General features: G+C 39.2%; 14 protein-coding genes. 13 read left to right on the top strand and 1 reads right to left on the bottom strand.

All coding sequences use genetic code 11. The annotated features are described in order from the left end of the window. Positions 1-77: 77 nt before the first annotated feature. From K0S23_RS10270 to K0S23_RS10245, 6 genes are all read left to right on the top strand, one after another. Positions 78-965, top strand: coding sequence for a glycosyltransferase (locus K0S23_RS10270; protein WP_300356845.1), 888 nt, complete (start codon positions 78-80; stop codon positions 963-965). 111 nt (positions 966-1,076) lie between these two features. Then, positions 1,077-2,198 carry an N-acetyl sugar amidotransferase gene (locus K0S23_RS10265; protein ID WP_300356843.1) on the top strand — a complete coding sequence of 374 codons (1,122 nt, stop codon included), beginning with the start codon at positions 1,077-1,079 and terminating at the stop codon, positions 2,196-2,198. A gap of 2 nt (positions 2,199-2,200) precedes the next feature. Next, positions 2,201-3,133, top strand: coding sequence for an NAD-dependent epimerase/dehydratase family protein (locus tag K0S23_RS10260; RefSeq protein WP_300356841.1), 933 nt, complete (start codon positions 2,201-2,203; stop codon positions 3,131-3,133). Between the two features lie 57 nt (positions 3,134-3,190). Beyond that, a complete protein-coding gene (locus tag K0S23_RS10255) occupies positions 3,191-4,408 on the top strand; it encodes a glycosyltransferase (RefSeq protein ID WP_300356839.1) in 1,218 nt (405 codons plus the stop codon). A gap of 44 nt (positions 4,409-4,452) precedes the next feature. Next, entirely contained in the window at positions 4,453-5,526 is a 1,074-nt protein-coding gene (locus K0S23_RS10250) for a glycosyltransferase family 4 protein (RefSeq protein WP_300356837.1), read from the top strand. Positions 5,527-5,538: 12 nt separating this feature from the next. After that, on the top strand, positions 5,539-6,618 hold the full coding sequence (locus K0S23_RS10245; protein WP_300356835.1) for a DUF418 domain-containing protein: 1,080 nt from the start codon (positions 5,539-5,541) through the stop codon (positions 6,616-6,618). 60 nt (positions 6,619-6,678) lie between these two features. On the opposite strand, the gene K0S23_RS10240 is transcribed toward K0S23_RS10245, so the two are convergent. Beyond that, positions 6,679-6,849 carry a hypothetical protein gene (locus tag K0S23_RS10240; protein WP_013685511.1) on the bottom strand — a complete coding sequence of 57 codons (171 nt, stop codon included), beginning with the start codon at positions 6,847-6,849 and terminating at the stop codon, positions 6,679-6,681. Between the two features lie 237 nt (positions 6,850-7,086). On the opposite strand from K0S23_RS10240, the gene asnB reads away from it, so the two are divergent. The 7 genes from asnB to rdgB all read left to right on the top strand — a co-directional run bounded on the left by asnB (position 7,087) and on the right by rdgB (position 13,831). Further along, positions 7,087-8,985, top strand: coding sequence for an asparagine synthase (glutamine-hydrolyzing) (gene asnB / locus K0S23_RS10235; protein WP_300356832.1), 1,899 nt, complete (start codon positions 7,087-7,089; stop codon positions 8,983-8,985). A 72-nt stretch (positions 8,986-9,057) separates the two neighbouring features. Next, entirely contained in the window at positions 9,058-9,930 is an 873-nt protein-coding gene (locus K0S23_RS10230; protein WP_300356830.1) for an SRPBCC family protein, read from the top strand. 6 nt (positions 9,931-9,936) lie between these two features. After that, a complete protein-coding gene (locus K0S23_RS10225) occupies positions 9,937-10,371 on the top strand; it encodes a VOC family protein (protein WP_300356828.1) in 435 nt (144 codons plus the stop codon). A 150-nt stretch (positions 10,372-10,521) separates the two neighbouring features. Beyond that, positions 10,522-11,337 carry an oxidoreductase gene (locus K0S23_RS10220; protein WP_300356826.1) on the top strand — a complete coding sequence of 272 codons (816 nt, stop codon included), beginning with the start codon at positions 10,522-10,524 and terminating at the stop codon, positions 11,335-11,337. Continuing rightward, entirely contained in the window at positions 11,337-12,143 is an 807-nt protein-coding gene (locus K0S23_RS10215; protein ID WP_300356824.1) for an AraC family transcriptional regulator, read from the top strand. The genes K0S23_RS10220 and K0S23_RS10215 overlap by 1 nt, the downstream gene beginning before the upstream one ends. 20 nt (positions 12,144-12,163) lie before the next feature. Further along, on the top strand, positions 12,164-13,195 hold the full coding sequence (locus tag K0S23_RS10210; protein WP_300356822.1) for a hypothetical protein: 1,032 nt from the start codon (positions 12,164-12,166) through the stop codon (positions 13,193-13,195). A gap of 57 nt (positions 13,196-13,252) precedes the next feature. Beyond that, complete coding sequence (rdgB, locus tag K0S23_RS10205; RefSeq protein WP_300356820.1) at positions 13,253-13,831, top strand: RdgB/HAM1 family non-canonical purine NTP pyrophosphatase; 579 nt, start codon at positions 13,253-13,255, stop codon at positions 13,829-13,831. Positions 13,832-13,882: the final 51 nt, after the last annotated feature.

Below are 13,882 nucleotides of genomic sequence, written 5' to 3'. Positions count from 1 at the left end.
AATAAGCTGACCTGTCCGGTATACGTCTCTGAATTGTTTAGTTTTGATGATTATATTGTACCAGAAATTTATATTGCATGTTTCTCTCTATCGTCATCCCAACATACAATCGCGCGCATTTGATTGAGGACACCCTGAAAAGTGTACTTGGTCAATCCTCCCCGGATTACGAAGTGCTCATTATTGATGATGGAAGTACCGATAACACTTCGGAAGTAGTCTCCTCCTACTTATCCGACAATATCCATTATTACCGGATTGAAAACAGCGAACGCGGTGCCGCCCGAAATTTCGGGAGTAGCAAAGCCAGAGGAACTTACATCAATTGGCTGGATAGTGACGATCTTTTGTTACCAAATCATGTTTCTCAAATAAAACAATCAGCTATTGAAAATGAATTTCCGGATGTTCTGGTATTTGACTACAAAAATTATTTCACTTCCACTCAATCCTATTCAAAGAGTCATACACAGCCTGGTCAGATCAACATCTCCAATAAACAACTGATCAAAGGAAATTTCTTTTCCTGCAATGCTGTTGTGGTTAAAACATCTGTGGCGTTAAACAATCCTTTCAATGAAAACAGGCAATTGAGTGCAAGTGAAGATTATGAATTATGGCTGCGTTTGGCTTCAAATCACCAGATATTGGGAGTCAATGTTGTTACCTCAGTAATTGTCCACCACCCTGAACGGAGTGTTTTAACTATGAAACAGCTGGATCAGTTAGAAATCAGATTCAACACATTTATCGATTCTATTAGCACTAATAAAGATGTAACACAATTCATCGGTGACAAACTGGCTTACTTCAGAATGCGAAATTTTTTAATTCTTGCTGTGGATCTGGCATCAAAAGGACATCGGCACAAGGCAAGGAAGTATCTTTTCAAAGCATTCAAAAACAGTAAACAAGCTGTTTTACAGCGAGTATTTTGGGCAACATTAAAACATCTCCTGTTTTGATTTCCTCTAAACGTTCACCTGATCTTGTCAAATATTCATTCGTTGCATCTACTTATTCTTTTAGTCGGCAAGAAATGTCCTTTCATAAGCAGATGCTGTTAATTTTGTCGTATGCTTGATTCCCAATATCAACAATGCGTAAGATGTGTCATGGATACAAGTGATCCTGATATTGTTTTTAATGAAGATGGCACGTGCAATCATTGCACCGATTATATGCTGCGTATTAATCCGCTTTTTGATGATCCGAAGAAAAACGAGGAAAAGGTCCGTAATCTTATTGATCAGATAAAATCCAAAGGCAAAGGAAAATCGTACGATTCAATTATTGGAATTAGTGGTGGTGTTGATAGCTGTTATACTGCTTATTATGCCAAAATCAATGGATTGAACCCACTTCTGGTGCATTTGGATAACGGATGGAATACAGAACTTGCTGTTCAAAACATTCATACTATTGCTACAAAATTAGATCTTGACCTGGAAACAATCGTACTTGACTGGTCGGAATTCAGAGAAATTCAACTTGCCTTTTTGAGATCTTCCATCGTGGATATTGAAATCCCTACCGATTTGGCGATTCCGGCGGCTCTTCATCAAATGGCAGAAAAATATGGTGTGAAAACAATTCTCTCGGGAGGCAATTATTCTTCGGAAGGGATTCTCCCGCTACAGTGGGGATATCATGTCATGAAAGACATGAAACTTTATCAATACATCGTTCGCAAATTCAGTAAAGTAAAAAGAGAGAAAACACCCGGATTCGGTCTTTGGGAAGAATTCTACTATAAAATGATCAAGGGAATCAAAACTTACTATCCCTTAAATTTCATTAATTATCACAAAGATGAAGCCCGATTGATTTTAGAAAAGGAATTAGGCTGTCAATTCCCATATAGAAAACATCACGAATCGCGCTATACTCGTTTTTGGCAATCCTACATTATGCCTGTAAAGTATGGATTTGATTACCGCCTGGCCACTTTCTCCACACAAATATGCTCCGGGCAAATTACCCGTGAAGAAGCTTTGGAACAACTCAAATCTCTTCCATACGATCCGGAAACGATTGAAAAAGAGAAGTTATTCATCCGAAAAAAACTACAACTTTCCGTCGAAGAATTTGATTTAATACTCGCTCAAAGACCTTTAACGCATAAAGATTTCCCAAATTCAAAAAAGCGGATTAATTTCGTATACAGTGTTTATCGCTTTTTATTTCAAAAAAAATGACAATGACTCAGTCAAAAAAAAATATTCTGATCACCGGAGGAGCCGGTTTTATACCATCATCCTTAGCCGACAGACTTCTCCAAAACCCCAATTACTTTGTAGTTTTAGTGGATAATTTCCTAACCGGAAAAAAGGAAAACATTCCTCAGCATGAGAACTGCAAGTTTATTCATGGAGATGTCAATAATTTCGATGACATTGCACCCGTTTTCAGTCTATACAATTTTGATTATGTTTTTCATTATGCAGCAGTAGTTGGCGTAAAAAGAACATTGGAGAACCCCATCATGGTTTTGGATGACATCTATGGAATCCGGAACATTTTAGATTTATCAAAACGAACCGGTGTAACACGGGTATTTTATGCATCTTCATCGGAAGTTTACGGTGAGCCGGTACATTTGCCGCAACATGAAACGATCACTCCCTTAAACTCAAGACTTCCCTATGCAGTTGTGAAAAATGTGGGGGAATCTTATTTCCGTTCCTATCATCAGGAATATGGCCTGGATTACACGATTTTCCGTTTTTTCAATACATACGGACCAAAACAAAGTACTGATTTTGTAATGTCCCGATTCATCAGACTGGCCCTCGCAAATCAGGACATCCCGGTTTACGGTGATGGTTCGCAAACCAGAACATTCTGCTTCATCGAAGATCATTTGGATGCCTGCACAAAGGCTATGGAAGCAGATTTGATAGTGAATGATGTAGCAAATATTGGAAACGGAACCATTGTTACCATTTTAGAACTTGCTGAAATTATTATCCGGCTAACAAAATCTCAATCCAAAATCGTTCATTTACCCCCACTGGAAGAAGGTGATATGACCAGAAGACAGCCGGACATTGCTAAAATGAATGAACTTTTGGGAAAACCTTTCACAAGCCTCGAAGAAGGAATTCAAATTATTTTGAATAATCTTGTTTAAAGTGTATCTTGACATGATGTGAATGTGTCGGAAGGCATCTAACTGAATCCTGAAAAAATGAAGAATATACTTTACCTGTCTTATGATGGTATGACAGACCCCCTTGGACAAAGTCAGGTACTTCCCTATTTAGCCGGGTTAAGTAAAAAAGGATTCCGGATCACGCTCATCAGCTTTGAAAAACCAGACAGGTATTCCGAGGAAAAAAATAAAATTGAAGCACTTTGCGTTGAACACAACATTCATTGGAAACCGCTCCTCTACACCAAAAATCCACCGGTTCTGTCAACGATCCTGGATATCAGGAAGATGAGAAAAACCGCTTTTGCCCTACACCGGGAAAAACATTTTCAATTAGTGCACTGCCGCAGTTATATCAGCGCCCTGGTTGGATTGAAGCTGAAGCAGGAAAAGGGCGTGAAATTTCTTTTCGATATGCGTGGTTTTTGGGCAGATGAACGGGTAGAAGGAAAAATCTGGAATTTAAAAAATCCGCTTTACAAGTTTATTTATTCCTATTTCAAAAAGAAAGAGCGGGCTTACCTCGAAGAAAGTGATGCAATTGTCAGTTTAACTGAAATCGGAAAAGCTGAGATTCTGTCATGGAACCTGAAAAATGTTACTTCGGATAAAATCAAGGTTATCCCCTGCTGTGTTGATTTGCAACTCTTCGACCCTGAAAAAACAGATCCGGATCTGGTTCATAAAAAGAAATTGGAATATCAATTGAATGGCAAATTTGTGGTTGGTTATGTCGGATCCATAGGAACCTGGTACCAGCTAAGAGAAATGCTTCTGGCCTTCAAACGCATTACTCATCTGAAACCAAATGCGGTTTTTTTATTTGTCACGAAGGAAGCTCCATCCATTGTTCACCTGGAAGCAAAGGAATTGGGTATCAATTCAGATTCAATCCGGATCGTTTCCGTGCAGCATCAGAAAGTTCCTTCTTTTCTCGCTCTCTTTGATTGTTCAATCTTTTTTATCCGTCCGAGTTTTTCCAAAAAAGCTTCCTCCCCAACGAAACAAGGCGAGATTATGGCCATGGGAATCCCGCTTATTTGCAATGCCGGAGTTGGCGACACCGATGAAATCGTTTTCCGTTACAGTTCCGGGGTGGTTTTAAAAGACACTTCTGAAGAAACGCTTTCTGCTTTCTCCCTGGACTTCACAACTTTTGACCGAAAAAAAACAATGCTTGGAGCGAGGGAATATTTTGGACTGGATCGTGGAGTTGAATCCTACTTTGATATTTACGATAAATTCGCAGGTTAATTTCTTTGCCTGTAATCTCAAAAAAAAAGCTCATTTTTGCTTCCGTGAAAGTGAAAAAACTCCATATTATTGCCCCGTATCCAAAAGGAGAAGCCCCTTCCCAACGATTTCGATTCGAGCAATACATTCATTTTTTGGAGAAGCATCATTTTGAAATCCGGTATCATTCTTTTCACACCCCAAAAAGCTGGAACAGACTTTATCAGAAAGGCCGGTTTATTCAGAAATTCGTGGATCTGAACTACAATTTCCTTCGTCGCTGGATTCTTTTATTTCAATTGATCGGTGCAAAACACATCTTCATGCATCGGGAAATGACACATCTCGGCCCACCGGTATTTGAATGGATCCTGGTGAAGATCATGCGCAAAAAATACGTCTATGATTTCGATGATGCGATCTGGATCCCGAATTACAGCTCGGCTAATGCACGTTTTCAAAAACTCAAATGTTATTGGAAAGTTCCTTACCTCATCAAATGGGCAAGTAAAGTAAGTGCAGGAAATGATTTCCTTGCTGCTTACGCACAACAGTTCAACTCCCGTGTGGAAGTGATCCCTACAACCATTGACACAAAAAACCAGCATACAAAACGAGTCGACCACAAAAAAATACCCATGGTGATCGGATGGACAGGAACCCATTCCACCATGCATTACCTCGACTTTGTAATTCCAATTTTGCGAAAACTGGAAAATGAATTTGATTTCATATTCAAGGTAATCTCGAATAAAAAGCCAAATTACCAGTTGAAATCCTTACTCTATCAGGATTGGAAGGAAGAAACGGAAATGGAAGATTTGGCAGAAATCCAGATCGGGATCATGCCTCTCGTTCTTGACGCATGGTCCGAAGGAAAATGTGGGTTTAAGGCATTGCAATACATGGCCCTGGGAATGGCTGCCATTGTTTCTCCGGTTGGTGTAAATACCAAAATCATTCAGCATACCGAAAACGGGTTTATTGCAGAAACAACTCAGGAATGGGAAGATGCACTTCGGCTTTTGTTGGAGAATAAGCAATTAAGATCCGAATTGGGCAATCATGCCCTCGAATCCATTCAACAGAAATGGAGTGTGGATGTATGGAAAGAAAAGTATTTGAACTTACTCCAGTAATTTTTTCTTCACATGAACTCACGGATAATCGGTTTTGATTTGGCACGAGCTTACGCCATCTTTGGCATGTTCATCGTAAACTTCAATTTCAGTTTTGGGTCTTTAATGAGTCCGACCGATTCATTTGGACGCTTCCTGAATATCTTTACCGGAAATTCTACGGCAATTTTTATTATCTGTGCCGGGATGGGCTTGTCATTAATGACTTCAAAGGATATTTCCACCCGGGAAGAAAAAAGAAAGATTAAGTCCAAAGTACTGAAGCGGTCCTGGTTTCTATTTGCATTAGGACTGATTCTTTACAGCTGGTGGTCGGGTGATATTTTACACTTCTACGGAGGTTATATGCATCTTGCAGCATTTTTGCTATTCCTGAACAAACGCTTATATCTTTTGTTTGCATTTTTAGCAATAATCGTTTTTCATATTCTTCTCCTCATCATCCCGATTGAAACGGGTTGGGGTTTCAACTTTTTTCTATACACTGATTTTTGGTCTCTGAAAGGCTTCCTCAGAAATACATTTTACAATGGGTGGAATTCATTCTTTCCATGGGTTGCGTATTTTCTGCTAGGGATGTGGTTGGGGAAATTAAACTGGAATGGCATCGCTCTAAAACGCAGGGTGTTTTTAATTGGATTAGGCCTTTTCTTACTAATCAAGTTCGGTAGGTTTTTAGCATTCCATGATTATTTTGATCCTTTTTGGACAAACTACATTTTGGCTGAATATTTCCCGCCTTATTTACCTTTTATGTTGATCACAATTGGTTTTGCATTGATGGTAATCCCGGTTTGTATCGCTTTGGGAGAACGTTTCTCCAACAATCAATTCATTCTGGCACTCCAAAAAACCGGTCAAATGACACTTTCACTCTATGTAATTCATTTGACACTTGGTATGATTATTTTGGGTTTATTAACGGGTAAAACATATACCGGCTTATTAGAAGATGAGAAACCGACTCCTCCTGCTTATATCTTTGCTTACGCCGTTTTGTTTTATATTTTCTCCGTATTTTTCAGTGTTCTTTGGAGAAAAAGATTCAACCATGGGCCATTTGAATCTTTGATGAGAAAGATCTCAGGATGAAATCATAAAAAAAAGCATCCACCACCAGATGAATGCTTTAAATAATTGACGTGACTTTTTCTAAGAACCGCAACCAACACATTCGATGTAGCTGTCCATCGGACGAACCCCTTCTACCTGCATTTTCAAATTGTGGATTTTGTCTTTGATGTCCATATCTGCAAACATGTCACCCGTCAACTGTGCTTCAAGCACTGTGATTTCCTCTTGTAATTTTTGTGTGTTTTCCATTTTTGAAGGGTTTAAAATGATTCCAGAAAATTAAAAAATTAGTCTTTTCGATCACGGGCTTGTTTTCAAGACTTATCAGCAGAGTTTTTAACAGGCTTACGTCAGATATCAGAACTTCATGATTTTAAGATCCTAAACTTTTATTTTACAGTCTTAATGTCTTAAAATCCTAATATCTTAAAGTCTTTTTCATATCTTTACTAGCTACTCAAAAGTGAATAAAAACAAGACAAAGGCATGTGTGGAATAGCTGGATTTATTGACTTCAATGGAGCTTCTTCAGAACAGGAACTGGAAGGCATGACTCACGCACTTGAGCATCGCGGACCGGACGGATTCGGGACCTTTATTCTTGGAACATCGACTTATAAAATCGGTTTTGGCCACCGGAGGCTTTCCATTCTTGAACTCTCGGAACTGGGCAGACAACCCATGTCATGGAATCAGTTTACCATTGTCTTTAACGGGGAGATCTATAACTTTTCCGAGATCAAAATCGAACTTGAAAACCTGGGTCATTCTTTTCTGTCTGAATCAGATACGGAAGTCATTTTGCACGCTTACGGTGAATGGGGTAAAAACTGCCTGGATCGCTTTATCGGAATGTTCTCCTTTGTTATTTACGATTCGAAATCGGAAGAATTATTTATTGCGAGGGACCGCGCAGGAATAAAGCCATTATTTATTTATCATAAAGACGGGCTGTTTCTTTTTGCTTCCGAGTTAAAGGCATTCCACAAACATTCGGGTTTCGAAAAGAAAATCAATACCAAAGCAGTTCAGGCCTATTTGCAATATGGCAGTGTTCCTACTCCGCACTGCATCTTTGAACATTGCTCCAAACTGGAACCGGGTCACTATGTCCTCACTTCCTTGGAAAATTTCAATTTCACTCCTCAACAGTACTGGAACGTTTACGATTATTACAACAAACCCAAACTGACAATTTCCGTTGAAGAAGCAAAACAGGAAACCGAACGCATTTTAAAATCCGCTTGTGAATACCGCATGATCTCTGACGTGCCGGTCGGAGTATTTCTAAGTGGCGGTTATGACAGTACCTGTGTAACAGCCTTACTTCAGAAAGAAAGAACGGAGGCTTTACGTACATTCACTATTTCCGTCCCGGATATCGGGTTAAATGAAGCTCCATATGCGAAGGAAATTGCAGGAAGATTACAGACAAATCATACGGAAACGGAATGCACTGCAAAAGATGCAATTGATCTGATCGCACAACTTCCCTATTTCTATGATGAACCTTTTGCGGATTCCAGCGCAATACCAACAACTTTAGTCTCTAAAATTGCCAAGCAACACGTTACAGTAGCATTGAGTGCTGATGGAGGTGATGAAGTTTTTGCCGGGTATAACCGGTACGAAATGATTATCAAGTACGGAGGAAAATTGAATAAAATTCCTGGCTTTGCACGAAAAAGTATGGCTGGAGTAATGAATTTGGTTGCTGCAGAATCTATACCGGTTTTGAAGAACAAGTACAACTTTGCACAGCGCTACGAAAAAACCAAATCAATCCTTCGAAACACAAGTGACCAAAATATCATGCTCAGTGTGAGTCAATTATTTACAGAAGACCAAATTAATGCACTGTGTAACACACGATTCGAAAAGCTAAGCACTTATTTTGACAGCACGGAATTAAAAAACTACAGTCCGTTAGCTTTTGCCCAAGCAATGGATTATCAAACCTACTTATTGGATGATATTCTCCAAAAAGTAGACAGGGCATCCATGTCAGTTAGTTTGGAAAGCCGGGAACCCTTATTGGATCACCGATTGATTGAATATGTTGCTCAGTTGCCTGATGAATTAAAATACCGCGACGGTTCAAAAAAATGGCTTTTGAAAGAAATTGTCCATCAATACGTTCCCAAATCAATAATGGACCGGCCAAAGATGGGTTTTGCAATTCCAATCGAATCCTGGTTAAAAAATGAATTGCGCGATTTATTGGAAACTTATTTGTCTGAAAATAAAATTAATGAAACCGGACTTTTCAACTGGAAAGAAATTGAGAAGTTAAAAACCGGGTTTTTAGCCGGAAAAAAAGAATTTGGTGTAAAAATCTGGTATCTGCTTTCTTACCTGATGTGGTATGAGAAATGGGGGAAATAAATTAATGGATAGTTAGGGATAAATCTTGAAATCCGAATCTCTATCGGGACTTGAAATCTAAAAAGTGGGATTATGACGAATACGATAGTTAAAACAATCATGGAATTTGATGTCCCCGCTCGTGATCTATGGGACGCAATTACAAATCCTTCACATTTTAAGAAATGGTATTTCCATATACCTCACTTCACCACAACAGTTGGTGAAAGTTTTGATTTTTACGAATCAGAAGCCAGGAAGTTCAGGCACCATTGCACCGTGCTTGAACTGGAAAAAGGCAGGAAATTTGTGCATACCTGGGAACACCCGGAACAATCGAAAGGTTCATCCGTTGTAAGCTGGCTGATTGAACCCATCGATGAGAAACACTCGAAATTAACCTTAACTCATGAAGGGGTGGAATCTTTTTCCGATGCCGGATCAAATTTCTCTGCTGAAAATTATCAAATGGGTTGGGACGCTATCATTAAAACATCCTTAAGGAATTACCTGTATCTGATAGAGAAACTTCATTTTTCGATCAATATCAATGCAACAAAAGAAAAAGTATGGAGGACACTTTGGGAAAAAGACAGCTATAAAATCTGGACTTTACCATTTGGTGAAGGATCATACTATTCCGGGGATCTGGGACCAAATGCCCGGATTCATTTTTTAATGCCGGATGGAAATGGAATGTATAGTGATGTCGTCTTCTTCAGAGAAAACGAACTGGTTGTTTTCAAACATATCGGAGATATCAATAATTTTCAGGAACAGGAGATCAATGAAGAAACGAAACGCTGGACAGGTGCTTTTGAAATCTACCGCCTGGTAGAAATTAATGCAAACACCACCGAACTGGAAGTAGAAGTGGATGTTACGGATCCTCACATTGAATTTATGAAAAAACGCTTCCCGAAAAGTTTGGAAAAAGTAAAAGAATTAAGTGAAACCAATAATTAATATCACATGGCAACTGTAAATGTTTATTTAACTTTTAATGGAAACTGCGAGGAAGCATTTCTATTTTACAAATCTGTTTTCGGAGGAGAATTCCCATATTTGGGAAGATTCAAAGACATGCCCCAGGAAGGCGGAAACAAGGCGGATCCTGCGTTGGCGGAAAAGATCATGCACATTTCCCTGCCAATCAGTAAGGAAACCTGTTTGATGGGAAGTGATACCGGAGGAGAATGGGCCGCCAGTTTCAAAGAAGGAAACAATTTTTCAATTTCAATTAATGCTGATACCAAAGAGGAAGCAGATCGCTTGTTTAATGGTTTATCCGCCGGGGGAAAAGTAACCATGCCTATGGATCAAACTTTTTGGGGAGATTACTTCGGTATGTGGCAAGATAAATTCGGCATCAACTGGATGATGAGTTTCAACGAGAACCAGAAATAATTCAATTGAAAAATGGTAGGTACGCAATGCTTTGCGCACCTACTACCATTTTTCAATTTCAATCTGGACTTGTGAACAAAACAATTTGAACTGCTAAACAAAATCATTTCCTTATATTCAATTGAACTTTGCGGTATCAAATTCAATAGTATGAAAAAAGTGATTTTAATTACCGGTGCCTCTTCCGGAATGGGAAAAGTCTTCGCGCAGGACCTGGCAAAAGAAGGACACATTGTTTACGGTGCGGCAAGAAGAGTTGATCTGCTGAAAGAACTTGCCCAAAAAGGAGTGAAAACCATCGTGCTCGATGTAATGAATGATGAATCCATGCAGTCGTGCGTTAAAACAATCCTGGAAAAAGAAGGAAGAATCGATGTGCTGGTAAATAACGCCGGCTATGGCTCATATGGAACCATAGAAGATGTCTCAATCGAAGAAGCAAAACGTCAGTTTGATGTCAATGTTTTCGGATTGGCGCGCATGACACAGCTTGTTCTTCCATCCATGCGGAAACAAAAAAGCGGGAAAATCATCAATATTTCTTCCATTGGAGGAAAAATAGCAACTCCTTTTGGAGCCTGGTACCACGCAAGCAAGTTTGCTGTTGAAGGAATGAGTGATAGTTTGCGTATGGAGGTAAAACCGTTCGGAATAGATGTTGTTGTGATTGAACCGGGTGGAGTAAAATCAGAATGGGCAACTATTGCATATGAGAACCTTATCAAAACCACCCAGGATACAGCTTACAGTGAAATGGCCAACAAATTCAAAAAAGCATTTGAAACCACGATTTCAAAAAATGCAGAACCGGAAGTTATTTCGCGCCTGATTTCAAAAGCCATTGCTGAAAAGAAACCAAAGACCCGTTATTCAGGTGGATATATGGCAAAACCAGCTCTGTTTTTCCGCAAATGGGTCGGAGATAAAACAATGGATAAAATATTATTGAGTCAACTTCCCAAATAATGGCAGATCAACTTCAGGAAAACATGCTGTTCTCCTGTGTACATGAACAGCATTTCGGAACCGAGCAAATGGTTATTCATCATGCATTAAGTATTGTGATATCCGGAAGAATGGAAATTTTCACCCCGGAAGGATCCCGCTTTTTTGAAGAAGGTGAAATGGGAATTATGCGCAAGAATACTTTGCTGAAAACACGTAAACATCCTTCAGCTGACGGAAAGCCCTTCAAGTCTTTCACGATCTTTCTGACCGAAGATTTTCTGCGGCAATTCGGACTGCAAAATAACATCCCTGTACAAGAACGTTTTACCGGAAATCCGCTGTATGAGATCTCCCGGGAATCGTTCATACACGGATTTTTCCAATCGCTTATTCCCTATTTTGACAAACCCGATTTCTTTACTTCCAAAATGGCAGCTTTGAAAACGGAAGAAGCTATAGAGCTCCTGCTGCGTTTGGATCAGTTTTTCTATGGTTTCCTTTTCGATTTTAGTGAACCCTTCAAAATAGATCTGGAAGCATTTATGCAGAAGAACTATTTGTTCAATATCCCCATCATTGAGTTTGCACGTTTATCAGGGAGAAGTCTTTCCACTTTTAAGCGTGATTTCGCTAAAACGTTTGGTGAAACCCCGGAAAGATGGTTGAAACAAAAACGATTGGCTGAGGCAAGGAACCTGCTTCAATCCACAAAGCTAAGACCCTCCGACGTTTACCTGCATGTGGGCTTCGAGAATTTCTCGCATTTTTCGAATGCTTTTAAAAATTACTTTGGTTACAATGCATCAACGGTTACCAATTCCTGAAATTTACTTTTGAATAATTTATGAAGCATCTTATCGCACTTTGTTTTCTTTTGACTCATCTTTCCCTGTTGTCACAAAACGATAGCACCCGTTTTGTCATTCGTACATACGGATTTCAATCATGGGATGACTATGATATCGCGATAGATTCAGTTGCCAAAAATTGGAATCTCGTGTACCTTCCTGTTTCAGGTTGTTTAGTAACAGATGAATTTATTGACAGTATAGAACAATTAAACAACAAAACTTACCTCAAACTGGAAGCACAATATGGTTCTGACTGGAAAGAACGTTTTGACAAGGAAGTAGATGCTGCATATAGCAATCTTCTGTACCGAAAGGAAACTACTTATCGGGAAACTGCAAATTGCATAACAGAATATTGTTCCTTTAAAGCGTTTGAAAACTTTAGCCGAACAGGAATGAAGTTTATAATCTCTATTAAAAAAGAGGGAGCCGTAAATCATAATGACATTCATATCACGGGCCTGCAGCATATTGATTCGACAATACTTTATCGAGGATACAACAACCTCATCGCACTTGAATACGGAACATTTGCCAAGACAGATACAATTTCGATTAAAAGTAAAGGTGAATTGTACTTAGCAGACAGCTGTCTGGCTTCTAATCAAATCCAACTCAGATACCGGGCTCCCGGATCCGTAAAATACGACACTCTGCTTGTAGAAACTGCCGATGGACAAGTCCAACGGTATATCTTCAATCTTAAAAATCTTAGTCCTCCGGCTTTATACTTCGAGGAAGAACTTCTAGATAGTACTTTAAGAATTTCAGATCTAAATAAAGAATCTGTTCTAAGTATGCACTACGAGAAACCGTGTTTAGTACCTGATCGTTTTACCATTCACAGTTGGGAAATTTGGTATTCCGGAAGCAAGGGTCATTATGGAGGTGGTAGTATCATTCCCATCTCAGTAATACGTAAACTGAAAAAATTAAAACCCGGAACCAAATGTTCCATTCTTATCACTGTTAGTAATCCAGACTCCATACTAAGAAAAAAAATCATTCATTTCACCCTGATATAAGTATAGTACCACCATTATTTTTTTGAAAAAACCGTACATTACATCAAAATTCAATGCATGAAACTACTTTTCGCTTCATCCAACGAGCACAAGATCGCTGAAATCAAAGCGATTTTACCCCTCGGTATACAGTTGATTTCTTTGAAAGAGATTCATTTTCACGATGAAATCCCCGAAACTTCGGATACCATTGAAGGAAATGCGATTCAAAAAGCCACTTTTATAGCAGAGAGAATGAACGTCCCGTGTTTCTCAGATGATTCCGGCCTAGTCATTCCGAGCTTGAATGGCGAACCCGGAGTGTATTCCGCCCGTTATGCCGGTCCCCAGCGAGACGCTAATGATAACATGGATTTGATTATCGAAAAATTAAACCATCAATCGGATAAAAGCGCTTATTTCACTACAGTAATTGCCTTATCGATTCACCACAAAATACATCTTTTTGAAGGACGGATTAACGGAACGATCATCCAGGAAAAGCGGGGAACCAATGGTTTTGGTTACGATCCGATTTTTGTTCCTGAAGGAAGTGATAAGACCTTTGCTGAAATGAGCACCGATGAAAAGAGCGCCATGAGCCATCGTGGAAAAGCCTTAGAAAAAATGACTGAATACTTGAAACGAATAGGTTAAGGTAAATTCGCGAATTCGAAACATACAAAAGCCTTAAAACCAACAATTTAA

Source organism: Fluviicola sp. (assembly GCF_029266855.1).
Classification (GTDB): Bacteria; Bacteroidota; Bacteroidia; order Flavobacteriales_D; family Crocinitomicaceae; genus Fluviicola.
The sequence above is the reverse complement of the archived record's forward strand: the minus strand, read 5'-3'. Positions and strand labels throughout refer to the sequence as shown.